The sequence below is a fragment of the Nonomuraea sp. NPDC050786 genome (assembly GCF_040654115.1).
In the GTDB taxonomy this organism is placed as follows: Bacteria; Actinomycetota; Actinomycetes; order Streptosporangiales; family Streptosporangiaceae; genus Nonomuraea.
This window is the reverse complement of the sequence record NZ_JBFAHJ010000020.1, coordinates 185,509-208,689: the sequence shown is the minus strand read 5'-3', so window position 1 is coordinate 208,689 and position 23,181 is coordinate 185,509. Positions and strand designations below refer to the sequence as shown.

At 69.8% G+C, this 23,181-nt stretch carries 27 protein-coding genes; 9 read left to right on the top strand and 18 right to left on the bottom strand.

The window, feature by feature from the left end; all coding sequences use genetic code 11:
* Window positions 1-197 precede the first annotated feature (197 nt).
* From AB0H84_RS32020 to AB0H84_RS32005, 4 genes are all read right to left on the bottom strand, one after another.
* Window positions 198-860 (bottom strand): winged helix-turn-helix transcriptional regulator, encoded by a 663-nt coding sequence (locus tag AB0H84_RS32020; protein ID WP_357612374.1) that lies wholly within the window; start codon window positions 858-860, stop codon window positions 198-200.
* Between the two features lie 9 nt (window positions 861-869).
* Window positions 870-1,568, bottom strand: a complete 699-nt coding sequence (locus tag AB0H84_RS32015; RefSeq protein ID WP_357612372.1) for an alpha/beta hydrolase family protein — start codon at window positions 1,566-1,568, stop codon at window positions 870-872.
* Window positions 1,569-1,676: 108 nt separating this feature from the next.
* Window positions 1,677-2,567 (bottom strand): alpha/beta hydrolase, encoded by an 891-nt coding sequence (locus tag AB0H84_RS32010; protein WP_357612369.1) that lies wholly within the window; start codon window positions 2,565-2,567, stop codon window positions 1,677-1,679.
* A gap of 52 nt (window positions 2,568-2,619) precedes the next feature.
* On the bottom strand, window positions 2,620-3,231 hold the full coding sequence (locus tag AB0H84_RS32005) for a GNAT family N-acetyltransferase (protein WP_357612366.1): 612 nt from the start codon (window positions 3,229-3,231) through the stop codon (window positions 2,620-2,622).
* A gap of 175 nt (window positions 3,232-3,406) precedes the next feature.
* Here AB0H84_RS32005 and AB0H84_RS32000 point away from each other — a divergent pair, with 175 nt between their 5' ends.
* Together AB0H84_RS32000 and AB0H84_RS31995 are read left to right on the top strand one after the other, a co-directional pair.
* Window positions 3,407-4,009, top strand: a complete 603-nt coding sequence (locus AB0H84_RS32000) for a PadR family transcriptional regulator (protein WP_357612363.1) — start codon at window positions 3,407-3,409, stop codon at window positions 4,007-4,009.
* A gap of 119 nt (window positions 4,010-4,128) precedes the next feature.
* A complete protein-coding gene (locus AB0H84_RS31995; RefSeq protein ID WP_357612360.1) occupies window positions 4,129-4,986 on the top strand; it encodes an alpha/beta hydrolase in 858 nt (285 codons plus the stop codon).
* A gap of 36 nt (window positions 4,987-5,022) precedes the next feature.
* Here the strand turns inward: AB0H84_RS31995 and gap are convergent, their stop codons facing one another.
* Window positions 5,023-6,027 carry a type I glyceraldehyde-3-phosphate dehydrogenase gene (gene gap, locus AB0H84_RS31990; RefSeq protein WP_357612358.1) on the bottom strand — a complete coding sequence of 335 codons (1,005 nt, stop codon included), beginning with the start codon at window positions 6,025-6,027 and terminating at the stop codon, window positions 5,023-5,025.
* A gap of 68 nt (window positions 6,028-6,095) precedes the next feature.
* On the opposite strand from gap, the gene AB0H84_RS31985 reads away from it, so the two are divergent.
* Complete coding sequence (locus AB0H84_RS31985; RefSeq protein ID WP_357612355.1) at window positions 6,096-6,563, top strand: MarR family transcriptional regulator; 468 nt, start codon at window positions 6,096-6,098, stop codon at window positions 6,561-6,563.
* On the opposite strand, the gene AB0H84_RS31980 is transcribed toward AB0H84_RS31985, so the two are convergent.
* The 3 genes from AB0H84_RS31980 to AB0H84_RS31970 all read right to left on the bottom strand — a co-directional run bounded on the left by AB0H84_RS31980 (window position 6,558) and on the right by AB0H84_RS31970 (window position 7,934).
* Window positions 6,558-6,953 carry a tautomerase family protein gene (locus tag AB0H84_RS31980; protein ID WP_357612352.1) on the bottom strand — a complete coding sequence of 132 codons (396 nt, stop codon included), beginning with the start codon at window positions 6,951-6,953 and terminating at the stop codon, window positions 6,558-6,560. The genes AB0H84_RS31985 and AB0H84_RS31980 overlap by 6 nt on opposite strands.
* A 41-nt stretch (window positions 6,954-6,994) precedes the next feature.
* Window positions 6,995-7,552 (bottom strand): TetR/AcrR family transcriptional regulator, encoded by a 558-nt coding sequence (locus tag AB0H84_RS31975; RefSeq protein WP_357612398.1) that lies wholly within the window; start codon window positions 7,550-7,552, stop codon window positions 6,995-6,997.
* 76 nt (window positions 7,553-7,628) lie between these two features.
* On the bottom strand, window positions 7,629-7,934 hold the full coding sequence (locus AB0H84_RS31970; RefSeq protein ID WP_357612349.1) for a helix-turn-helix transcriptional regulator: 306 nt from the start codon (window positions 7,932-7,934) through the stop codon (window positions 7,629-7,631).
* 93 nt (window positions 7,935-8,027) lie between these two features.
* Here AB0H84_RS31970 and AB0H84_RS31965 point away from each other — a divergent pair, with 93 nt between their 5' ends.
* Window positions 8,028-9,026 carry a zinc-dependent alcohol dehydrogenase family protein gene (locus tag AB0H84_RS31965; RefSeq protein ID WP_357612347.1) on the top strand — a complete coding sequence of 333 codons (999 nt, stop codon included), beginning with the start codon at window positions 8,028-8,030 and terminating at the stop codon, window positions 9,024-9,026.
* 51 nt (window positions 9,027-9,077) lie between these two features.
* Here AB0H84_RS31965 and AB0H84_RS31960 read toward each other — a convergent pair whose 3' ends face one another.
* The gene (locus tag AB0H84_RS31960; protein WP_357612344.1) at window positions 9,078-9,599 is read right to left on the bottom strand and encodes a class I SAM-dependent methyltransferase; all 522 of its coding nucleotides are present in this window, start codon (window positions 9,597-9,599) and stop codon (window positions 9,078-9,080) included.
* Between the two features lies 1 nt (window position 9,600).
* Window positions 9,601-10,665 (bottom strand): DUF5937 family protein, encoded by a 1,065-nt coding sequence (locus AB0H84_RS31955; RefSeq protein WP_357612341.1) that lies wholly within the window; start codon window positions 10,663-10,665, stop codon window positions 9,601-9,603.
* A gap of 55 nt (window positions 10,666-10,720) precedes the next feature.
* Here AB0H84_RS31955 and AB0H84_RS31950 point away from each other — a divergent pair, with 55 nt between their 5' ends.
* Window positions 10,721-12,001, top strand: a complete 1,281-nt coding sequence (locus AB0H84_RS31950) for an MFS transporter (RefSeq protein ID WP_357612338.1) — start codon at window positions 10,721-10,723, stop codon at window positions 11,999-12,001.
* A gap of 49 nt (window positions 12,002-12,050) precedes the next feature.
* Here AB0H84_RS31950 and AB0H84_RS31945 read toward each other — a convergent pair whose 3' ends face one another.
* On the bottom strand, window positions 12,051-12,653 hold the full coding sequence (locus AB0H84_RS31945) for a helix-turn-helix domain-containing protein (RefSeq protein WP_357612335.1): 603 nt from the start codon (window positions 12,651-12,653) through the stop codon (window positions 12,051-12,053).
* Between the two features lie 147 nt (window positions 12,654-12,800).
* Between AB0H84_RS31945 and AB0H84_RS31940 the strand changes: the two genes are divergently transcribed.
* Both AB0H84_RS31940 and AB0H84_RS31935 read left to right on the top strand, forming a co-directional pair.
* Complete coding sequence (locus AB0H84_RS31940) at window positions 12,801-13,514, top strand: SDR family oxidoreductase (RefSeq protein WP_357612332.1); 714 nt, start codon at window positions 12,801-12,803, stop codon at window positions 13,512-13,514.
* 154 nt (window positions 13,515-13,668) lie between these two features.
* Window positions 13,669-14,028 (top strand): hypothetical protein, encoded by a 360-nt coding sequence (locus AB0H84_RS31935; RefSeq protein ID WP_357612329.1) that lies wholly within the window; start codon window positions 13,669-13,671, stop codon window positions 14,026-14,028.
* 38 nt (window positions 14,029-14,066) lie between these two features.
* Here AB0H84_RS31935 and AB0H84_RS31930 read toward each other — a convergent pair whose 3' ends face one another.
* A complete protein-coding gene (locus AB0H84_RS31930; protein WP_357612326.1) occupies window positions 14,067-14,795 on the bottom strand; it encodes a hypothetical protein in 729 nt (242 codons plus the stop codon).
* A gap of 191 nt (window positions 14,796-14,986) precedes the next feature.
* Entirely contained in the window at window positions 14,987-15,490 is a 504-nt protein-coding gene (locus AB0H84_RS31925; RefSeq protein ID WP_357612323.1) for a pyridoxamine 5'-phosphate oxidase family protein, read from the bottom strand.
* Between the two features lie 491 nt (window positions 15,491-15,981).
* Here AB0H84_RS31925 and AB0H84_RS31920 point away from each other — a divergent pair, with 491 nt between their 5' ends.
* Window positions 15,982-16,380 (top strand): hypothetical protein, encoded by a 399-nt coding sequence (locus tag AB0H84_RS31920; RefSeq protein ID WP_357612320.1) that lies wholly within the window; start codon window positions 15,982-15,984, stop codon window positions 16,378-16,380.
* 190 nt (window positions 16,381-16,570) lie between these two features.
* On the opposite strand, the gene AB0H84_RS31915 is transcribed toward AB0H84_RS31920, so the two are convergent.
* The 5 genes from AB0H84_RS31915 to AB0H84_RS31895 all read right to left on the bottom strand — a co-directional run bounded on the left by AB0H84_RS31915 (window position 16,571) and on the right by AB0H84_RS31895 (window position 20,288).
* On the bottom strand, window positions 16,571-16,966 hold the full coding sequence (locus AB0H84_RS31915; RefSeq protein ID WP_357612317.1) for a DoxX family protein: 396 nt from the start codon (window positions 16,964-16,966) through the stop codon (window positions 16,571-16,573).
* A 119-nt stretch (window positions 16,967-17,085) separates the two neighbouring features.
* Window positions 17,086-17,700, bottom strand: coding sequence for a dihydrofolate reductase family protein (locus AB0H84_RS31910; protein ID WP_357612315.1), 615 nt, complete (start codon window positions 17,698-17,700; stop codon window positions 17,086-17,088).
* Window positions 17,697-18,233, bottom strand: coding sequence for a pyridoxamine 5'-phosphate oxidase family protein (locus AB0H84_RS31905; RefSeq protein WP_357612312.1), 537 nt, complete (start codon window positions 18,231-18,233; stop codon window positions 17,697-17,699). Before AB0H84_RS31905 ends, AB0H84_RS31910 begins: the two co-directional genes overlap by 4 nt.
* Before the next feature lie 5 nt (window positions 18,234-18,238).
* A complete protein-coding gene (locus AB0H84_RS31900) occupies window positions 18,239-19,735 on the bottom strand; it encodes a hypothetical protein (RefSeq protein WP_357612310.1) in 1,497 nt (498 codons plus the stop codon).
* Window positions 19,736-19,751: 16 nt separating this feature from the next.
* Window positions 19,752-20,288, bottom strand: coding sequence for a deaminase (locus AB0H84_RS31895; RefSeq protein WP_357612307.1), 537 nt, complete (start codon window positions 20,286-20,288; stop codon window positions 19,752-19,754).
* Between the two features lie 140 nt (window positions 20,289-20,428).
* Here AB0H84_RS31895 and AB0H84_RS31890 point away from each other — a divergent pair, with 140 nt between their 5' ends.
* Window positions 20,429-23,173 carry a LuxR C-terminal-related transcriptional regulator gene (locus AB0H84_RS31890; protein WP_357612304.1) on the top strand — a complete coding sequence of 915 codons (2,745 nt, stop codon included), beginning with the start codon at window positions 20,429-20,431 and terminating at the stop codon, window positions 23,171-23,173.
* Window positions 23,174-23,181: the final 8 nt, after the last annotated feature.

Here is a 23,181-nt window from a genome sequence, read left to right as displayed (position 1 = left end):
CACCACGCGCCATGCCCATGGCTTATCAAGGCCAGACCACACCGCGCAGACGAATCCACAACCCTCTCGTGATCGGAACCCCGAACAGGCCCTAGTCGAGTAACTCACTAGTACGTGCATGGGGAGGCGCAGGGCGGATATCAGGGGTACGGCGCCGCGAACGCCCCCATCCGCCTCGCCGTTCAGCACGCCGGAGATCACTGAGGTGTGCGCGACGGCAGGCGGAAGAGGGTGTGCAGCGCGCGCAGGGCGTCACGGTCGCCGGTCGCCGAGGCGGCGTGGCTGTCGAGCGCCCCGGCGAGCGTGACCACGCCTGCGGCGATGTCGCGGAAGGTCTGATCGTCCGTGGTGATGGTCACGTCGGGGTACTGGGCCGGCCCGTGGACCGTCTCCAGGGTGCCGTCATGGACGCGGGCGTGGAAGGTCTCGTCGCCCACGCGGAACTCGTAGATCGCGCGTAGTCCGGCGGCGGCCTCGGCCTGGAAACACGCCCGCAGGCCGAGCACGGCCCAGCCGGGATGGAAGGACTCCTCGTCGCGGGGCTCCTCCATCGCCCACTTCAGGCCCCAGCGGGCCAGGTCCAGCACCACCGGGGCGAGGTCCTCGCCGGCCTGGGTCAGCGCGTAGGCCGGCGTGCGGGCCGGCGGCGGAAGCGTGACCTTGCGCACCAGCCCGTGGCGTTCCAGGCTCTTCATCCTGGCCGACAGCAGACCGGTGCCGAGGCCGCGCAGGTTGTTCTGCAGGTCGCCGAAGCGTTTGGGGCCGGTGAGCAGCTCGCGGATCAGGAGCAGCGTCCAGCGCTCGCCGACGATGTCGAGGGTACGCGCGGTCGCGCAATACTGGTTGTAGCTCCGCTCCACCTCAATATTCTAATGCTCGGGCTTCTTGTTTCCGTAGTCCCGCTGGTCGGCGAGCTGGAGGAGGAGCCGGGCGACCGCCTCGGGATCGGTGAGCATCACGTTGTGCGGCCCGTCCAGAGGGATCGACCGGTAGCCCAGCTCGTCCGCGAACCGGTCGAAGGGGTACGTCAGGGGCCGGCAGTAGATGCCGGTCCCGGGGATCTTGTCGACCGCCCCCGTCAACCGGGTCGGCTCCGTGAAGCTCCGCAACGACTGGGGCGTCAGCCGGTCGGCCAGCCAGGCGGCATCCGCCGGGTCGGTGATGCCGAACGCGCCCGGCGGAGGAGCCGGCACCGTAGCACCGCCTCCGTGAGCCTCGGCGGCGGTACGGATCGCCGTCACGAAGGAATCGGGCGCCAGGTCGAACAGGCTGGTTCCGTCGCCACCCACCCATCCGTCCATCAGGACGATCTGGCTGACCAGATGCGGCCGGAGGTCGGCGGCCTCCCGGACCACCAGGCCGGCGTAACTGTGCCCGACCAGGACCACGTCGGTCAGGGCCTCGAGAGCCGCGACGACCTCGTCGGCGTGCCGGTGCAGCCCGGCGTCGCCGTCGGGGGTGAGGGCGGGCGTGACGGTGTGCGCGCCGGCTTGACGCAGCAGGGGAGTGACGCGGTCCCAGGCCCATGCGCCATGCCAGGCGCCATGGACGAGCACGAAAACGGTCATGAGTATGTCTCCGTCACATTTCCTGAAAAAGTGCTTATTACTTCTTCTTTTTGAAGTGTAACGTGCGACATCGAGAAGCCGAAGGGGTGCGCCGGCTTCTCGGCCGGGTCAGCGGCCGGCGAGTTCGGCGAAGATGTCCACCACTTCAGGCCGGTCGAACGGGCCGACGTGGGGCGCCGCGACGCTCCGCACGTCGGTCAGGTTGTGCGGAGTGAGGCGGTCGGCCTCGTAGATGAAGCGGTCCTGCAGCGCCACGGGAATCAGCCGGTCGCGGGTGAAGCGCACGTACGTCCGGGGAATCCGGCCCCAGGTATGCGCTTCGCCTCGGGCCTCGGCCAGGGGAATCGTGGCGGACTCGTCCGGTTCGAGCAGGTTGAGCAGCCGGTTCACCTCCTCGTTGGTGAAGTCGCCGGCCAGGCACTGCTTGACGGCGTGGAACACCGACGGGTCGGCCGAGCGCCAGTTGAGCCGGCTCACCCCCAGGACCGCCGGATCGCCGACCTTCACCGCCTCCACCAGGGGGAGCAGGCTCTCGCTGTTCTCCGGCGTGGAGAGGTAGGCGACCATGTTCGGCAGGTCCACACAGCAGTACGCCGCGACATAGACCACCCGTTCAAGCAGGTCGGGGATGGCGTTGCCGACCCTGCTCACGGTGACGCCGCCCTGACTGATGCCGGCGAGGATGACCGGCCCGTGGCGGCGGGCGCGCCGCACCACCTCCACGACGCGCTCGACGTAGTCGTCGATGGTGATCTTGGCGAGCGGCGACGGCTCGGTCGCCAGCGCCTCGAGGTCCTGCGGGGCCTGGTACGCGCGGGGGATGAACGCTTCGTTGCCGTGTCCCGGGAGGTCGACGGCCACGCTGCGGTGCCCGCGCAGGGTGAGCTCCCTGATCAGCCCCGAGGCCCAGGCCGACGAGGAGTTGGTGCCGTGCACGAACACCAGGGTCGGCGGCCGCCGATCGGCGACGGTGCTCGCTGCTTCGTGGCTGGTCGTCATAGACGTTCTCTCCTTGTTTCTGTGTGCTGGTCGAGCTCTGGGATGGCGGCGGTCAACCGCCCGGTGGGCGCCACATCGGCCACAGGAGCGGGCTGTCGTCCACCCGGACGGGTTCGCCGAGATCCTCGAATCCGTGCCGCAAATAGAGGGCCCGGCTCCGGGCCGAACTCGCCTCCAGGTACGCGCCGAGCCCGTCGGCGTCCGCTCGCGCCAGCCGGTGCCGCAGCATCGCCGAGCCGAGCCCGCCGCCCTGCCGTCCGCTCACCACTCCCATGCACGGGAGGTAGAGGTGCGGTTGGTGATCGGGGTGCCGTGGGGCCAGCGCCTCCCCGAGCGTCCGCAAGCGCCCGCCGTGCTCACCGAAGACCGAGGCCGGGCCCGCTTCGGGTGCGCCCGGAGGCTCCTCGTGGGGCGACTGGCCCGCGGCCAACGTCAGCCACACCGACGCGCCCTCGCGACGGCCGGCCAGGTATGCCTCGCCCTGCGGGTGGGTGAGAAGGGGGCGGTAGAAGTGCGATTGGAGACGGCCTCGTGCACCCGCCTCGGGGAAGAGCCAGCAGGCGAGGGGATCGTTCATGAACGCCTCGGTGAGGACGTCCAGCACCGCCTGCCGATCTTCGGCATCCGCCCGCCGAACGGATGCGTACGTCGTATCGACTGTCATGCGTACAGTGTATCGGCACACTCGTCGATATACATGTTTCTGGGGAAAATAGCGGCACAAAGTGGACTAGTGCGATACAAGGTGAACTAGTACACTGCCGAATTCCGAACGACGGTCTTGAGGTGTCCGTGCGGCCTCGTTATACTCGTTTTCGAATATACGGAAACGAGGATCGATGGCAAAGCGGCGGAAGGTCGGGAATCTGATGGCGCTCGCCGTGCTCGCAGCGCTGACGCAGCGGCCGATGCATCCCTACGAGATGGCCTCGGTCCTGCGTGCCCACGGCAAGGACCAGGACATGAAGATCAAATGGGGGTCGTTCTACTCGGTCGTGCAGAGCTTGGCCAGGCATGAACTGATCGAGGCCGTCGAGAGCGGGCGGCAGGGCGGCCGGCCGGAACGGACGATCTACCGGATCACCGCGGCCGGCCGCACGGAACTGCAGGACTGGGAGCGTGAGCTGGTCTCCACACCGGAGCGTGAGCACTCCAGGTTCAAGGCCGCCCTGTCGGTGCTGGGCGTTCTCACCCCCGAGGAGGCGGTCAACCTGCTCCGGCGACGGCTGGAACTGCTGCAGGAGCAGATCGCCGATCAGCGTGAGACGCTCTCAGATCATCTCCAGAAAGCTCCGCGCCTGTTCCTGATCGAGGACGAGTACGAGCTGGCCCTGCGCGAGACGGAGCTGGCCTGGGTCCGTGATCTGCTCGGCGAGCTCACCACCGGTACGTTCCCCGACCTGGCCGCCTGGCGTGCATACCACGCCGACGCCACTCCATGAAACCCCTGGCGGGCTGCGCCAACAGCCCGCCAGGGACCTTCCCACCGAGACCTGCGGTCCCTTTGCGAGAAGGCAGCAACTCAAAGGATACGCGGGTCTCCCGTCCCAAGGAGAACCCCTTGAGCAACAAGATCAACGAGTTGACCGTGACGTCCGCCGACGGCACCACCATCGGCTACTACCAGGTGGGCCGCGGTCCCGGCCTGGTCATCTCCCACGGCGGCATGGGATCGGCCTACGGCCACATCCAGCTGGCCCAGGCTCTGGCCGACACGTGCACCGTCTACCTGCCCGACCGCCGCGGGCGAGGCATGAGCGGGCCCTACCGTCCCGGCCACGGCATCCAGCAGGATGTGGCGGACCTGGAGGCGGTCATCGCCGAGACCGGCGCCCGCTACCTGTTCGGCCTCAGCGTCGGCGGCACCATCGCCCTGCAGGCCGCGCTGACGATGCCCGATGTCATCGACAAGCTCGCCGTCTACGACCCCGGCGCGTTCGCCGCACCCACCGCCTGGCTGGCCAGGTTCGAGCGCGAACTCGCCGCAGGCAGGACGGCCGCCGCCCTGGTCACCGCCCTCAAGGGCGCCCAGATGGGGCCTGCCTTCATACGGGCCATGCCGCGCTGGCTGCTGACGTGGGGAAGCGAGCAGGGGATGCGAAGGGAGGAGCGCAACGGATCCGGCCGGTACGTGCCGATGCGCACCCTGGCGCCGACCCTCTTGCAGGATGTCGGGGCACTCATCGAGATGGAGGAACGGCTGGAAGACTTCCGCGCCATGCGCGCCGAGGTCCTCCTGCTCGGCGGCTCCAGGAGCGTCCCGTACCAGAAAGCGTCTCTGGCAGCGCTGGAGCGCGTGCTGCCACGAGTCAGGCGGGTGGAGTTCGCCGGCCTGGGCCACGGGGCGCCCTGGAATGCCGACCGCGGCGGCCGGCCCGAGCGGCTGGTGCAAGAGTTGCGGCGTTTCTTCGCCCCTTGACCGGCGGCCAGGGTCCGCTTCCACCGCAAGGGGCGTCTACAGGGTCCCGCCGACCAGCAGGGCGAGGTCGATGAGGCGGTTGGAGTAACCCCACTCGTTGTCGTACCAGCCGACGACCTTGACCTGCGAGCCGAGCACCCGGGTGAGCTGGGCGTCGAAGACGCAGGAGGCGGGGTCGGTGACGATGTCGGTGCTGACGATGGGCGCCTCGGTGTAGGTCAGCAGGCCCTTGTACGGGCCGGCGGCGGCCTCGGCGTACGCCTCCTTGACCTCCTGCACGGTGGTCGGGCGGCGCGTGGTGACGGTCAGGTCGGTGACCGAGCCGGTCGGGACGGGCACCCGCAGGGCGAAGGCGTCGAGCCGGCCCTGGAGCTCGGGCAGGACCAGGCCGATGGCCTTGGCGGCGCCACTGGAGGTGGGGACGATGTTGAGCGCCGCCGCGCGGGCACGGCGCAGGTCCTTGTGCGGGGCGTCCTGGAGGTTCTGGTCCTGGGTGTACGCGTGGACGGTCGTCATCATGCCGGAGTCGATGCCGACGGCGTCGTGCAGCACCTTGGCCAGCACTCCCAGGCAGTTGGTGGTGCAGGAGGCGTTGGAGATGATCGTGTGGCGCTCCGGGTCGTAGGCGTCGTCGTTCACGCCGAGCACGATCGTGACGTCCTCGCCGCTCGCGGGGGCGGCGATGATCACCTTCTTCGCGCCGCCGTCCACGTGGGCGCGGGCCTTGGCGGCGCTGGTGAAGATGCCGGTGGACTCGATCACCACGTCCACGCCCAGATCGCCCCACGGCAGGTCGGCGGGGTCGCGTTCGGCCAGCACCTTGACGGTGGCGTCGCCGGCGCGGATCGCTCCCGGCTCGGCGACGACCTCGCCGGGGAAGCGGCCCAGGATCGAGTCGTAGGCCAGCAGGTGGGCCATGGTCGCCACGTCGCCGAGGTCGTTGACCGCGACGATCTCCAGGTCGGCGCCCCGGGCGGCGGCAGCGCGGAAGACGTTGCGCCCGATGCGCCCGAACCCATTGATACCAACACGGACAGTCATATGAATCTCTCCTCTCGCCGGCCTACATCATAAGCATCTTATATAAATTTGCGATGTATATTTGGAGGGTGAACGACCTCCCCGATGACGACGACCTGGACGTGGACGCCTTCGCCACGGCCATCGAGAGCTTCAACCGCTTCTACATCCGGCTCCCCACGCTGGAGAAGCTGTCGTTCACGACGCTGTCGGTGCTGGACACCCTCGCCTTCGGCGGCGGCCCGATGCGGCTGACCGACCTGACCAGGACCGAGCAGGTCAGCCAGCCGGCCATCACGCAGCTGATCACCCGGCTCGAGCGCGACGGGCTGGTGGAGCGCGGCCCCGACCCGAGTGACGGGCGAGCGGTCCTCATCCACATCACCGAGGCGGGCCGCCGGATCGGCCGCTCCCGCCACGACGACCGGATGCGCCACCTGGCCCCGCTGGTCGCCCAGCTGACCCCTGAGCAGCGCCGGGCGATCGCCGGCGCGCTGCCCGCCCTCACCCGCCTGGCCGAGCTCGGGCGCGGCTCCGCCAAGAAGGCGGAGTCATAGGCCGGCCTCGGCGTACTGCGCGACGCCGTCGCCGAACGACCAGTCGATCGGCTGGTTCTCGCTGATCGTGACGAACACGTTCCGCGGCTCGGTGCCCGCGTACTCCTCGGCGAGCTCGGCGATCCTGCGGTAAAGGGCCTGCTTCTGCTCCGCCGTGCGGCCCGAGCGCATCGTGATGGCCACGAACACCAGGTCGTCGTCCCGGTGCACGCCGAGGTAGCCGGCGTCGTAGCGGATCATGCGGTGCGTGCCGTCGTGGCCGGTGAGCACCTGGAACCTGTCGTCCGGCGGGATGCCGATGGCGTCGACCAGGGCATCGTGCACGGCCCGGCCCAGGGCGTCCAACCGCTTCTCGTCCGCACGGAGCGCATCAATACGTACAAAGGGCATGATCTCGTCCTTTCTCGGGATTGTTTATTCACTCCCGGCCCTCAGCGGGCGTGGCCGGCGAGCAGGCCGAGCGCGCCGTCAACGGCCTGCGCGTACACCTCCGCGTCACCGGCGGCGCGGGCCAGCACGTAACCGCCCTGCAGTACGGCGACGAGTGCGGTGGCGGTGGCCGCCGGGTCGAGCGAGGCGTCCAGCTCGCCCTGCGACCGCGCGTCCGCGATGACGCCGGCCAGCCGGGTGCGCAGCCAGGCGAACGTCTCCTCCACCGGGCGGCGCAGCTCGGGGTCGGCCATCACGTCCGGGTCCTGCGTGAGGCGGCCCACCGGGCAGCCCCGCAGGGCCTCCCGCTCCCGGCGCAGGTAGGCGGTGATCCGCTGGAGCGGGCTCGCGGAGCCGGAGAACTCCGCCTCCGCGCGGGCGCGCAGGTCGTCGGCGCTGCGGGCGATCGCCGCCAGCGCCAGGTCGGGCTTGCCGCTGAAGTGGTGGTACATGCTGCCCTGGCCTGCCCCGGACCGCTGCTGGATGGCCTTCGGCGAGGTGCCCACGTATCCGCGCTCCCACAGCAGCTCTCGGGTGCTCTCGATCAGCCGTTCTCTCATGTCCACGGTCAAGAGCGTACATACTAGTAGGTACAGAAGCAAGCCGCTGACCTCCTCCCGCTCGGGCGGCAGGAGGTCAGCGCGCCCTGGTGAGGGCGTCGAGCAGTCCTGGGAAGGCCTCTTCCATGTCGGCGCGGCGCAGGGTGTTCATCCGCGAGGTCCCGACGTAGTACTGCCGGATGAGGCCCGCCTCGCGCAGCACGTTGAAGTGGTGGGTGGCGGTGGACTTGCTGACCGGTATGTCGAAATCGCCGCACTTGATGTCCTCGGCGGCGGCGTCGAGCTGCGTGACGATGCTCCGGCGCACCGGATCGACGAGGGCCTCCAGTACCTGCTGGAGGTCGAACTGTGACACCTCGGGGTGTGGCGGCGTGCGTCCCATGGGCCCAATAGTACGACAGTCGTCGAAGTTTGACATTCATCGTACTTATGCGCTTGAGTGAGTCGCGTTCAGAGCGAGCGAAGGATGGTTGGCATGGCGAGGACCGTGCGGTTCCACGAGATCGGTGGGCCCGAGGTGATGCGGCTGGAGGACGTGGAGACAGGCGAGCCGGGACCGGGGGAGGTGCGGCTCAGGGTGGACGCGATCGGGATCAACCGGGCAGAGGCCCTGTTCCGCAGCGGCCGGTACATCGAGCCGGTCAAGCAGCTGCCCGCGGGGCTCGGCTCGGAGGCCGCCGGTGTGATCGAGGCGGTCGGACCGGGAGTGACCGATTTCGAGGTGGGGCAGGCGGTCAGCGTCGTGCCGTCCTTCTCGTACAACGACTACGCCATGTACGCCGAGCGTGCGATCGCGCCGGCGTCCGCCCTCCTGCACCGCCCCGACGAGGTGGACGCCGTCTCCGGCGCCTCGGTGTGGATGCCCTACCTGACCGCGTACGGCGCGATGGTGGAGGTGGGCGGGATCCGGGCCGGAGACGTGGCGGTGGTGGACGCGGCCTCCAGCAGCGTCGGCCTGGCCGCGATCCACACGGCCGGCCGCGTGGGCGCCACACCGATCGCCGTCACCCGCACCCGCGCCAAGCGGCAGCGGCTGCTCGAGGAGGGCGCGGCCGAGGTGATCGTCTCCGATGAGGAGGACGTGGCGGGCCGGGTGCTGGCGCTGACCGGCGGCAGGGGCGCCGAGTACGTCTTCGACGCCGTCGCCGGTCCCGGCGTGGTGGACCTGGCCAGGGCCGTGGCCGCCGACGGGACGCTGTTCCTGTGGGGTGCGCAGAGCGGGCAGCCGACGCCCTATCCGGGGTTCGACCTGGGCATGCCCGCGCTGAACATGCGCACGTACACGGTGCACGAGATCACCAGGGACGCGGAGCGGATGCGCCGCGCCGCGGCGTTCGTCGCGTCGGGCCTGCGGACCGGGGCCTTCCGGTCGGTGGTGGACCGCCTCTTCCCGCTGGAGGAGATCGTGCAGGCGCACCGGCACATGGAGTCCAACACCCAGTTCGGCAAGATCGTGGTCACCGTGGCCCACTGACGCGGGCGCGGCTCACGCTTGGTCAACTCGGGATTGCCCGCTACCTGGCTATCAGCACTTCGAGTGCCACCGGTTCGACGAAACGCCCGCTCGGATCGGCCGCCAGCAGAGCGTCGGCGATCTCCTGCTCGAAGGCGGGCCGCCGATCGCCGAGCAGCCGGCCTGGGGGAGCGGTCCTAGGAAACGGTGCTGCACTTCCTCGATGGCGTGCTGCCACGGCGCGACCGCTCGCGCCAGGCAGCCGTCATTGGCGATCACCACGCCGCCGCCGTCCTCCACCATGCCGGCCAGCGCTTTCAGCACCTGCTCACGATCCATCCAGTGGAACGAGCGCCCCATGGTCACCAGCCGGAACCGCCCCAGCGCGCCCGGCAGGTCCGCTGAACTGCCGCGCACCCACGTCACATTGCCGACCTCGCCCGCGCGTGCCTGCCGGGCGGCCTCGGCGAGCATGTCCGGCTCCGGATCGACGCCGACCGCCTCCGCGACATGCCCGGCGAGCGGAATGGCCAGCTGGCCGGTGCCGCAGCCCAGGTCGAGCAGGCGCCCGGAGCCGTCCCGACACCCCGCCACCCTACCCACTTGATCGCGTCGGCGCCTGGGCCGCCTTCGCCTGGAGCACGCCCGGTCCGCCCTCGTGATCGGAGCCTCCCGCGGCCCCGCCCATGATGAGGGCGTCGCCGAGCTCCGAACGCAGATACAGGACCGAGCGGCCGTGGCGTGCGCTGGTGAGCAGGCCGACGTCGCGCAGAGCCCGCAGATGCTGGTTGACGGCCGAGGTGGTGACGCCGAGGCGGCCGGCGAGCTCTGTCGACGACGCCGGCGTCTCCAGCGCCGTGAGCAGGCCCGCGCGCGTCGCGCCCAGGAGTTCGGTGAGCGCCGCGGGGGAACGGCGGGACTCCGCCTGCCAGAGCGTTCCGGCGCCGCGGGTGCCATACATGATCAGAGGTGGCTCTTCCGGCGAGATCGGGGCGGTCACGCCCCTGCTGAAGAGCGTCGGCATCAGGGTGAGCCCCTCCCCGCCGGTGGACCGGCGGTAGCCGGTGTTGCTGACCAGGCGGACGCGTACGACGCCCTCGTCCAGGTGGACCCGCTCGCTGAGGTCGGCGAACATCGCCGCCAGACCGTGCGCGGAGATGACCTGTCCGCGGTAGATGATGTCGGCCTGCAGGACGGTCCGCATCCGCGGCCACCACGGCGCGAAGCAGGTGCGCCAGTACGCCCGCAGCGCCTCCGTGATGCGCGCGCGAACGGTTGCCGGGTCGCCCCGCAACGGTGCGGGCAGCCGCCCGGGATGGAGGGCGCGCAGGTCGTCGAGCATGCGTTCCAGGGGTACGCGCGCGACGGCGGCGAGTTCGTCGTCGATGCGGGTGAGGGGAGCGTGCGGCCGGGGTGTCAGATAGTCGGGCGACCACAGCGCGTCGTTCGTGAGGGCGCGCAGCAGGGGCAGGTCGAGCCCGGACCGGACGTGCTCCGTGCGCCGCAGCCAGGGCAGGTGCACGGGATAGCGTCCGGGGTCCCGGAACGTGCGCAGCGACAGTGTGAGCTCGTTGAGCGGTGAGGCGGCGAAGCGCACGTCGGCGACGTCCATGCCCGCGAGCTCGTACGCGATGACCCCACCGCGCCGGACAGCGACCATGTAGCCATACGCTACATCATTGGTTTCCATGGCCCAGGTGCGAGAGAAACGGGGCGTGATCCGAACCTTCTTCCCCGAGGACCGTGTCGGCCGCTCGCTGACTCTCAGCACAATGGCGTTCGCGCTGTCCAGCGGCGTTTTCTACACCGTCAGCACGCTGTACTTCACGCTTGTCATCGGACTCGGTGCGACGAAGGTGGGCCTGGGGCTGGGCATCGCGGGCGGCGCCGGCGTGCTGGCCTCGTACGCGTCGGGCCGGCTCGCCGACCGGGTCGGCGCGCATCGCGTCCAGACGGTGGCGACGGCCCTCAACGGCCTGGCGATGCTCGCCTACCCGCTCGCTTCGGACGTCGTCGTGTTCACCCTGATCGCCTGCCTGGCCGCGTCGATGCGCTCGGCGAGCAGTACGTCGAAGCAGGCGATGCTGGCACGGTGGTACACCGGCCCGGAACGGGTGGTGGTCCGGGCGCGGATGCGCGTGGTCACGAACGTCTTCATCGGCCTGGGCACGCTGGCCGCCGCCGCGGCGCTCCTGACGGGCACCGCCGTGGCGTACCAGGCCGCGTTGATCGCCGCCGGAGTCCTGCTGCTGGCGGCCGCGGCGCCGCTGGCACGGCTCGCATCCCGGGTGCCGGAGCTGCCGGCCCGGATGGTCGCGCCGCCGGAAGGCGACGCGGCCGGCACCCCTGCGGGGGGACCGTCACCGCTCAAGGACCGCACGTATCTGGCGAGCGTGGCCTGCAACGCCGTGGTGGCCGTGCAGTTCGGCCTGCTGACCGTCGGCGTCCCGCTCTGGGTCGCCTCCACCGATGCCCCCACCGCCATCGTGTCCGTGCTGCTCGTCCTCAACACCGTGGTGGTGGCGGTATTTCAGGTGCGTGTCTCGCGTGGCGTCCACGACGTGCGTCGCGCGGGGATCGCCGTCCGGCGCGCGTCGTGGCTGCTTGCGCTCGCCTGCGGGCTGTACGCGCTGGCGGGCTACGGAAACCTGATCATCGCCTGTGTCCTGCTTCTCCTGGCGGGGCTCGCCCACGCCTTCGGCGAGATCCTGGGGGAGGCGGGCGGCTGGGGCATGGCCTTCGAACTGGCCGACCAGCGTAACGCGGGTGCCTACCAGGGCCTCAGCCAGACCGGCTACGCGATCGCCGCCATGGTCTCACCGGTGCTCGTCACCGCCACCGCCATCGAACACGAAACCGTGGGCTGGCTCGCGCTGGCCGCGCTGTTCGTCGCCGGCGGCACCGGCGCGGCGGCCGTCGCCCGAAGGCATCGCTCCAGCGCGACGTCCGTCCCGGACGCATCCGTACCGGCTGATGCGAGCCCGGAGGCCCGCTGAGACGGGATGCCGGATCCCCGGAGTCTCCGGGCTGCCTGGTCGCCGTGGCTCAGCCGCGCACTGCGGCCAGGCATTCGTCGTACAGGTCCATGATGTCGCCCTTGCCGTCGTTCTCGACCCACGTCATTGACGCGGCATCCAGGCACGCGAACGCCGTCGCGATCACCGCGCGGGCCTTCGGATCCGTCCCGCCGCCGTCCATGCGCGCCTTGATGAGCGGCAGCAGATCCTCCTGGAACCGCAGCCGCTTCTCGAGCCAACCGGCACGCAGCGAGGCGGTGCTGTGCAGCAGGCGGAAGCGCTCCAGGGCCTGTTCGCGGCTGTCGTGCAGGGCCAGTACGGCGGCAACCCCTGCGCGCAGGGCCACCCAGACGTCGGCTTCGGCGGGCTGTTCGCTGATCGTGTCCGTCAGGACCTGCCCGAACCGGTCCTGGTTGCCGCCGAGAAGGTCCTCCTTGGTGCCGAAGTAGCGGAAGAGGGTGCGCTGGGAGACGCCGGCCTCTCGGGCGATCTGGGCAATGGACGTCTGGTCGTAGCCCTGCTCGGTGAACAGGCGCAGCGCCGTCTCGAGGATCTCCTGGGAGGCCAGCTGCCGTGTCCGGGCCCACAGCGTGGTCGGTGCGCCCGCCGCTGTCTCGGCTTCCTGCTTCATGCCACCAGATTAGCCGAGCGCTGCCAGATCGACATTCACATCATATTTGGCAGTCGCTGCCAACTAGGCGTACGCTGCCAAGGGCGGTCGCGCAATACCGCCACCGCCCTGCGACCTCCCAGGAACCCGCAAAGGAGCATGCACACCATGTCCGCACCCGCAGCTTTGATCACCGGTGGAACCAGCGGCATCGGCAAGGCGACCGCCGAACTGCTCCACTCCCGCGGCTACCGCGTCATGGTCACCGGCGTCGGCAACGTCGCCAACGCCGCACTTCCGGAAGACGTCGTGACCGTCCGGGCCGACGCACGGTCCCTGCCGGACATCGACCATGCGATCGACCAGGCACGCCGGCAGTTCGGCTCCCTCGACCTGCTCTTCCTCAACGCCGGCATCTCCCGTCCCGGCTCGATCGAGTCAACCGACGAAGACGCCTTCGACGCCCTGTTCGACATCAACGTCAAGGGCAACTTCTTCACCCTGCAGAAGGCGCTCCCGCTGCTCAACGAGGGCGCCTCGGTCGTGTTCACCGTGGGCGCCGGCGAAGGGATCGGAGCAGCCATGACAGCCGCCAAGGGTGCTCTGGTGCCTCTCATGCGCTCACTCGCGCTCGAACTCGCCCCCCGCCGCATCCGCGTCAACGCCGTCAGCCCAGGACTGATCAACACCCCTGTTTACAGCAAGATGGGCGTCCCCCAGGAAATGATCGACTCCTGGGCTCGGGACGTCCCGCTCGGCCGCGTCGGCGCTGCCGTCGACATCGCCGAGGCCGTGGCCTTCCTCGCCTCGGACGCCGCCGGCTACATCACCGGCGACAACCTCGTCGTCTCTGGAGGCATCGGCGTTCACGCCCGCCCCTGACGAGCAGTGACCGAGGCACGAACCGGAGCCGCAGGCTCAGCGGCCAGGGCGTGTCCGCACAGCGGCGGCTCGTGCGCTGGTCAAAGTGCTCAATCGATGAGCACTTTGACCAGCAGAATGGACAGCGTCATCCCGATGAAAGAGGGGAAGCGCCATGATGATCCTCGAGGACGCCGCCGCGTGGCGGAGCTGGCTGGACGGCCACCACGACTCCATGACGGAGGCCTGGCTCGTACTGGCGAAGAAGGGCACGAGCCACCCGACCAGCCTCACCTACGAACAGGCCCTGCAGGAGGCGCTGTGCTACGGCTGGATCGACGGTCTGGCCCGCGCCCGCGACGAGTCGACGTACTGCCAGCGCTTCAGTCCGCGACGGCCGCGCAGCGCCTGGTCGAAGCCGAACGTCGCGCGGGTCGAGCGCCTGCGGCGCGAGGATCGCATGCACCCGGCAGGGCTCGCGGCGGTCGAGCGCGCCGAGGCCGGTGGCCGATTCCCCATCCCGGCGAACAGCTGACGCACCACCGCGCGAGCCGTGGCCGCCCGCGACCTGGGTCAGGCGACCTTGGAAGAGCTCGCCGTCCAGGTGTTGCAGGCGCCCGGCCTGCCCGCCTTGTAGCCCTGCTCGAGCCAGTAGAGGCGGTTGGCGGACTTGGCGTGGTACCTGTTCTTCCAGAACTCCCGAACCTGGATCACGGGCTTCCAGTCCTCGACCTTCCGCCCGAGCGCCTTCGCCGACACGCCCATGAAGCAGTCGATCTGCAGGTAGTACCGGCGGTTCTGCTCGTTCATGAGGGGTTCTGACGCGTCGTTCTCCAGGCCCCACCAGGCTTGCCCGATGCCGGTCTGCCCGGTCACGACCGCGCTCCACGTCCTGACGATGGACGTGAAGACCGTGAGATCCTGCTTGGCCTTGATCCAGTCGTCGGCCACGCGGACACGGATGGCCGTGGCGCAGATCTCGGAGAACGAGCCGGAGACGTCCATGCCGGTGGAGCACGACTCCTTGTCGTCCGCGTCCTTGAACGCCACCTTCACCGGGACGAAGTCCTTGATGGCCGGCTTCCACGCCGTGTTCAGGCAGCCGACGAGTTCGGTGATGTATTTCCTGGTCGACGCGCTGCTCGTGCCCTTGTTCAGCGCGCAGGCGACCTTGGGCAGCCTGGCCGCCTTGTAGAGCTCATTGTGGGTCAGCTCGGGGGCGCCCTTGACCGGCTCGGCGAGCGCCGTACCGGAGAGGAACGCCAGTCCGACGGCCGTCCCGGCTAATAAGCGAATGATCATAAGGCTGGATCCTAGGGGGTTGGAGCCCCAGACTCAGTCAACGGCGATCCAGCCCGGCTGCGGGGGTGACGCTCGTTCGGGGGACCGTCGGCTTCGGCGTCTACCAGATCCCGCCCGAGCAGGCCGAGCAGGCGGTCACCGAGGCACTCGGGGCGGGTTACCGGCTGCTCGACGCCGCGACCTCGCGCCGCTCAGGCAGACTGACGCTGCTCCCGCTGCCGGACCAGTTCTTCGACCGGGCTCGGCAGGGTCGTCTCGAAGTCGATCAGCTTCGCCCAGGTCGGGGTCACCACGATCCGGACCATGCCGTCGTGGTAGAGCGAACGCACCTCCGCCTCCCACGCGACCCGTTGCTCGGGCGTCATCTTGGCGGTGCTGGCCGTCTGGAACTCCTCCGGGATGCCGTCCACGTAGTCCAGCTCGGCCCGGCCCCGGACGAGCAAGATCTTGGGCGGGTGCACCTCGGTGTCGATGGTCAGCGCGACCATCGGGTTCTCGGTCAAGGCCCGGAGCTTCGGAGCGTTCTTCGGAGTGCACATGACGATCTCCGCGCCGTTCCAGGCAAAGACGATGGGGATGTTGCGGGGTGTGCCGTCCTTGGCGACATAGGCCAGGCGGGCCACGTCCCGGGCCAGCAGTTCCCGGCTGAGCGGGCGGTTCAGAACCTCGGTGACCTCGTACGATTCCACGGTCATTTTCTCCATGATCTTTTTCTTGATCCGCCCGGCTATCCCGTGGGCCTGCGTGATCGAGGGTGATTGCTGATGGCGGGAAGCACATGCGCCGTCTTCGGCTGGTGTGACCAGGGGGGCTTGCGAGCCGGATCCACCCTGGTCGGCCGCGACGGGCCGTTAGCCGAGGTGCTGGGCCAGGGCGACGACGATGCCGACGTTCCCCATCCGCTGGACGGTCATCCGGCTACCTCCTGGGTTCATGCGGCGCTCTACCACCGCCGATGGAATCTTGATCCCACCTTGTCTCCCTGAGCCGGCCGCCCGACAGATGCAGATGTCATCGTGCGGGCGATGAATTTCAAGCCCCGGCCGTCCCCTGCGACGATCGCCATAGGCTCCACCCCGGAACGGAGCCGAAGGAGTGACGCTCGCGTCGCTGCCTGCGGCGCGGAGGTCACGTCATCAGCCGCGAACCGCGGAGCGGCGCGGACGATATGCCGCAGCATGCGGTTGTGGTTGGCGCGGAAACGCGGCACCGGACGGTTGCCGTCCAGCTTGCCACGTTGCCCTGGTTGGGGTTCGTGCCAGATGAGGCGAGCGTGGCGCCGCCGGTGGCCACCGCCCGAACCAGCGCCACCGCGCTGACGTGGGAGAAGGTCGCGCACCTGCTGACCGATCAGTTACGCGCGGATCTGGATTCGGTGGGCCGCCGCTCGACCAGCCGGGCGCTGGAACGCCGCGAGCCACAACGCCTCTATGCGATCTTGCTGGCAGTGGTCACGCAATCGGCAATCGATCAGGTCGGCGAGGTGGTGATGCTGTTCGACCAGGCATTCTTGCCGGTGCTCGCGGAGCCGGCCATCCCGGACGGGAGCAGATCGGCGGGCTGCTGCGCAACACGATCGGGATGAGCAGGCTGCGCCAGTTCAGCCGCTACGCCGACCATTGCACCCTCAACATGGCTGGACCACCAGGGGCGACCCCCTTGACAAGTGCCTCATTGCTGAGCGGGATTCCGGCCAGTACAGGGCCTCGCCTTGCGCATGCTTCACAGCACTGGCCGAGGGCTGATCAGCTGTACCGGCCGGTGGTTCCGATCACTTAGAGCCGCTTTGCAGCTGGTGACATGGACCCGAGCGGAAAGGCCTTGATCTCGGTACGTCGGGCCCAGGCGATCAGCGCGCTCACCATGAGCAAGCCGATGGGCAGCCATGGCGGGGCGGCGATGAGGAAGATGTTGGTGAGGGTCGCGCCGGTCATCAGGGCGGTCACGCCGAGGGCGGCCGACCCGCACAGCCTGGGTACCAGGAGGCCGATGGCGGCGGCGATCTCCAGGACGCCCACGGTGTAGCGGAGCCACTGCCCGGCCCCGATCGTGGCGAACATCTCCACCATCGCCGGATCGCTCGAGACCTTGAGGATTCCGGCCGGGGCGAGCTGGACGGCCAGGATGGCTTGCGCCACCCATAGGGCGGCCGTTCTGACGTGTGTGCGCATGCGTGGCCGGGCAGGCGGGGAGGCGGTTGCGGATGGTGTGTGATTCATGAGTTCTCCTGTCGAGAGGGTCGGCGAAGATGTCCGTGGTGGGTGCGGCGGAACAGCACGTAACGACGCCGTCAGGGGATGTCGTAGGTCAGGTGGGTTGCCGTCGATGTCGGGGTCACGCTCCGTTGCACCAGCGTGCGCGGCGTCGTGCCGGTGAACAGCGGGGTCCCGGCGCCCAGTACGACGGGCGCGAGGTGCAGCGTCAGCGCGTCGACCAGCCCGGCGTCGATGGCCGAGGCGATGGTGGCGCCGCCGCCCATCAGGACGACATCGAGGTCTTGGCCGCACTGTGCCGACGCCGCTTCGGCGCGCTCGCGGGCAGCGGCGACGGCGTCGGCCAGGCCGGTGGTGATGAACGTCCAGTCGAGGTCGGTGAGTCGTACTGACTGCGGTGGCGAGTTCGTCACGACGATGAACGCCGGCTTGCCGACCTCGCGGGCGCCGTAGCCGGACTCGTCGTTCCAGCCTTCTGGCCCGTCGATCACGTCGAAGAGCCGCCGGCCGAGGATGACGGCGCCGGAGCGGGCGGTCGCCTCGCGCAGGATCCGGCGGTCGCCGGGGTCGTCGGAGAACGCCCAGGTGTGCAGGGCCTCGCCGCCGATGCCCAGGCCGTTGTCCGGGTCGGGATCGGGTCCGGTGACGAAGCCGTCGAGGGAGAGCGAGATGTCAGCGATGACGCGGGTCATGCCAGCTCCTTGGGGCCGGTCGAGGGACGGGTCGAGCCGGGGTCGCCGTCCGTGTCGTTCACGTGGCGGGGTTCCTGAGGGCGTGTGACGCGCAGTCGTGCGTCGGTGACGTTGTCGAAGCGCGCGTCTCCTCCCCGGATCAGGACGAAGTGCCGCCGTATGTCGGCGCGGTAGGCCAGCAGGGGGCCGGACGGCGCGAGGTCGTCGCCGGTGAGTTGTTTGCCTGGGGGGAGGCGGGCGTTGAGCATGGTCAGTGCCGCGGCGGGATCGTCGGCGGGGGCGGCGGTCGCCTCCAGGTAGAGCGCCTCGGCGCCGCCTATGGGCGCGCGGGAGTCGAAGACCGTGATGGCCACGTCCGGGCGTTCGGCGATGTTACGGGAGTGCCTGCTGTCCGGTGCCGACACCCAGAAGAGCCGGTCCTCCTCACCGGCGGCGAAGAAGACGGGTGTAGCCCACGGGCGTCCTTGGCGATCGGCGGTGGCGAGCACGAGGTAGCGGTTGTCGCCGAGCAGCCGGGGAACCAGATCCCACATGCTGCTCACCGCTCTCGGGTGGTGGTGGCCGCCAGGTGAAGCACGGCCGGGCCGTGGATCGTGGACGGTACGGTGAACTTGACCAGGCTGTCGTTCGGCACCGTGACTTCGTCGCCGGGCAGGGATGTCTGTTCGTCGATGGCGTACCAGTCGGCTGCGTAGCGACCGGCCGGCAGTTCGGCGGTGAACACGTCGCTGGTCCCGCCGGGCTGCAGGATGAGGTACTCCTTGCCGGGGTGTGCGAGCGCGTAGCCGGTGGAGGTGAGGTCGCCGCGAGGGGGCATGCTGTTGAGGTCGATCCTCTCGGCGTAGCACCGGGTATCGCCCATCGCCTGGCGGGCCGGTTCGAAGGCGTCGGGTGAGGACGGGACACCGTCGATGAGGCCGTAGTCCATCAAGACCGGGTTGTGGCCGCGCAGGAACGCCTTCCATACCCACAGGGCGTCGCCCTGGCCGGGGGCGAAGTGGTCGGTGTCGCTGAGCAGCACCTTGCGGCCGTCGGCGGGCGGCGGGTTGTCCAGCCACCGCGACGGCGAGCCGCCCGGGGCGGACGGGTGACCGCCCTCGCGGAAGATCTCGTCGTCGTAGCCAGGGGAGATCCAGTCGGCGGGCCCGTCGAACAGAGGCGCGTTGACCAGGGTCTGGTCGGCCACTGGGAACTGCATGGTCATGCCGATCGGGCGCGGATCGTATTCCTGCTGTCGCTGGTACTGCCGGACGAACTCGATCACCCAGTACTGCCAGCCGGTCGAGTCACCCCATTCGGTCTCCAGCGGTACGCCGAGCGCGTCGGCCATCTCCGGGCTGACGGCGCCGCCTCCGGATGACTCGTTGGAGACTTCGTACAGGACGTTGGGCAGGTCGTGCAGGGTGTCGACGACCTGCCGGAGGTAGGCCTCCTGCAGGGCCTGTACGGCGGGGTCGAGCGGCAGGACCTGGTGGTCGAGGATCGAGGTGATCCCGATGCCGTTGACGTTGTTGCCGGCGTGGAAGGGATGGCCCTCGACGTTGTCGGGCGCCGGGCTGAGGTGCAGCGCCCAGCCGTCGAACAGCATCACGGCCACGTACATGCCGCGCTCGCCGGCCGCGGTGACCCGCTCGCGCAGCCGCTGGAAATAGGCCGGGTCGAACTGGGACAGGTCGAACTTCGGATCGCCGTCCTTGGCCGTTCCCCGTCCTGTGCGCGGCCATGGCTGCGGGCTCATGTTCAGGTGGTACGCGCCGCCGGCGGCCTGCGACTGGAACTGTTCCCAGCGCCACAGCCGGATGAAGTTGTGCCCGCGGGCGGCGAGGAAGTCCAGGTAGGCGCTGTAGTCCATCTTCTCGGGCTCGGCCGGTGCGGTCGCGCCGGGCCCCATCCCGTCGTGGAAGTTGTTCCAGATGTGTGAGCCGGTGAGATACACCGCCCGGTTGTCCGAACGTGCGGTGAAGTAGCGCGGGTTATCCGCCGACACTTCCAGCGGGCCGGGCATCCGATCCAGGTATGCAGATATATCCGACATGATGTCTCCATTCGATTCAGTGATGGACCGGGTAGCGCAGGTGCGTGACGTTCTCACCCTCGATGACCGTCGGCGTGCCCAGCTCGACCGGCGCCATGGCGAGCCCGGCGAAGAGCTGGATGCCCTTTCCCAGCAGGACGGGCACGAGGTCCACCGCGAGCATGTCGACCAGTCCGAGGTCGAGACACTGCTGTGTGATGGTGGGCGTGGCGATCGCGATGTCGCGGCCACCGGCGAGATCCTTGGCCTGCCGTACCGCGCTGGCCACACCGTCGGTGACGAACGTGAACGAAGTGTCCTCGCGCGGCCAGGCGTCCGGCACGCTGTGGGTGACGACGAAGACGTGCGCGCCCATCGGGTGCCTGCCACCCCACGCGTTGGTCAGCTCGAACAGCCTGCGGCCACAGACCAGCGAGCCCAGCGCGCCGGGCGGGAACACCCCGGCACCGGCCCGCACCGCGTCGTACCAGGCGAACAGGTCGTCCACCTCGTCGTTCGGCCCGGCGACGAAACCGTCGAGAGACATGGTCATGCTGGCGATGACGGACCCCATCACGTCGCTCCCTGGTCGTCGAGTCCGGCTGTACGCGGCAAGCCTGCCTGCGGCGGCTGAGCGGAACATCGGCCAGGTGGCCGAGGCCAGGACTCTACGGTGGCCGATCCCAACGGTCCGATGGCAGACTGAGCCCTGCGATGACGTCCGCGACACCTCCTGACCATCCCGTCCAGCTCGCCACCTTCGTAGGCAGGCGGTCCGAGCTGGCGACGGTGCGCGCGCTGCTGGACACCGGGCGTCTGGTGACACTGACCGGCACCGGCGGCGTCGGCAAGACCCGGCTCGCCGCGGAGATCGCCGCCACCGAGGCCGCGCGCCGGCCGGACGGCGTCTGGTGGATCGAGCTGGCGGCCGTCAGCGACCAGGCGCGACTCGCCGAGCTGGTCGCGGCGAGGCTCGGCGTGCTCGTCGAGCCCACCCAGGGCCCCGTACGGTCCATGACGGCGCAGTTGCGCGGAGGCCGCGCGCTGCTCTGCCTGGACAACTGTGAGCACGTCATCGACGGCGCCGCCGAGCTGACCGGCGCGCTGCTGTCGTCGTGCCCGGAGCTGTCGGTGCTCACCACCAGCCGCGAGCCGCTGGCCGTGCCGGGCGAGGTGGTCTGGCGGGTGCCGTCGCTGGCGCCGGACGAGGCGTTGGAGCTGTTCGTCGAACGGGGCCGCCAGGTCCGGCAGCGGTTCGGTCTGGACCGGGCGAGCGAGGCCGCCGCGCGGGTGCTGTGCTCCAGGCTCGACGGCATCCCGCTGGCCATCGAGCTCGCGGCCGCGTGGCTGGGCTCCCTCACCCCGCAGCAGATCGAGCACGGCTTGGACGACCGGTTCGGCCTGCTCGTCCGCAGCCCCCGCGGTGTCGCCGCGCGCCAGCAGACTCTGGCGGCGTCCATCGCCTGGAGCCACGACCTGCTCGACGAGCCGGACCGGACGGTGTTCCGCCGCCTCGCGGTGTTTCCCTCCGGCTTCGACCTGGACGCCGCACGGGCGGTCTGTACGGGCGGAGTGATCGCCCGCGACGACGTGCTGGGCAGCATCGGCCGGCTGGTGGACAAGTCGCTCGTGGCCGTGGAAACCCGCGGCGGCGTGTCCCGCTTCCTGCTGCTGGAGACCATTCGCGACTACGCCGCCGACCGGTTGCGCGAGGCCGGGGAGGTCGTCCTCGTCCGCGACCGCCATCTCGGCCACTTCCTCGCCTTCGCCGCCGGCGGACCCGAGCGGGCCATCGATCTCGACGCCTGGCGCGCCCGACTGGAGGGTGAGTACGACAACCTGCGTGCCGCCTTGGAGTGGGGGCTGACCGCCGCCGATCCCGACAGGGGACGGCGCCTCGCCGCCGAGCTGTCGTGGTTGTGGCATCTGGACCGGCACGGACACGAGGGCATCGCCTTCCTGCGCCGCGCCATCGACCGTGTGCCGGCGGACCGATCGCTGCTGCAGGCGCGGCTGCTCACCGGGTTGGCGCTGGTCGCGGACACCACGAGCCCGCTGGACATGGAATACGACGCGGCACAGCAGGCCCTGGAACTGGCCACCGCGCACGGCGACGAGAGCCTGCGCAGCCAGTGCCTTTCGCTGGCAGCGGTCGGCCGGTTCTACACCGACTTCGCCGCCGCCTGGGACCTCACGGTCGAGGCGATCCGCTCCGCCGACCTCGCGGGCGACCAGTTGTTCAAACATGCTCAGCTGGCGCTGCAGGGCATGATCAGACACCTGCAGAACCGGCACGACGAGGCCCGCCCGCTGCTGGAGGCGGCACTCGACGGCCTGCGCCACCGTCACCGCGGGATAGCGTCGACCACCCTGGCGTACCTGTCGAGCGGAGCGCTCGCGAGCGGCCGGCCGGCCGAGGCCCGCCGCCTGGCCGAGCAGTCACTCGAACTCGCCGAACCGCTCGGCGACTACCTGCGCGTCGGCATGGCACGCGGCGCCTTGGCCGCGGCGTACACCGCGTCCGGGGACGTGAGCGCGGCGCTGGCGACGATGCGGCCACTGCTGCTGCTCATGGAGAACGCCGAAGCGGCCGTCTTCGTGCCCGGAGTGGGGTCGGCACTGGCACAAGTGCTGGTGGCCGGCGGCGATCTCGACGGGGCCCTGCGCTGGTTCGAACACGATGTGCGGCAGGCCGCGCACACCACGCCGACCTACCTCGCGGCGCAGGTGCACACCGGCTACGGAGAGGCCCTACGACGCGCCGGCCGATACGACGACGCCCGCGGCGAGCTCGACCGGGCGGCGGCCATCGCACGCAAGCTCGGCATGCCACGCGTCCTCGCGGACGTGCTGCACCAACAGGCCCATCTCACCGGCGACCCCGACCTACACCACGAGGCGCTGACCATTCGCGTCGCCCACGGACTGCGCACGTTCTGGATGGACAGCCTGGACGCGATCGCCGCGCATCTGCCCCCGCCGAACGCGGTGCGGACACTGGCCGCCAGCACCACGGCACGCGTGGCCCTGGCATATCCCCGCCCCGTGGCCGAACGACGTGAGTACGCCGAACTGCTCGACCGGCTCAGGCAGGAGCTCGGTGAAGAGTTCGCGGCGGCATGGGCGGCGGGCGCCGAGCTGTCCCTCGACGACGCGGTCGCCTACGTCCGCCGTAGCCGGGGTGCCCGCGACCGGCCGGCCGCCGGCTGGGACAGCCTCACCCCGACCGAGCTGAGTGTGGCACGGCTGGCCTCCGCCGGCCTCACCAACCCGCAGATCGGAGCACGACTTTTCATGAGCCGCAGCACCGTCAAGACCCACCTCTCCAACGTCTATGCCAAGCTTGGTGTCGCCAACCGCACCGAACTCGCCGCAGCAGCGTCATTCACCGACGATCGACAATCAGGAGGCGGCCGAAACACGCCAGAAAGGGCCACGAAGCTGAGCGTTGATCGTTAGCAGACGCA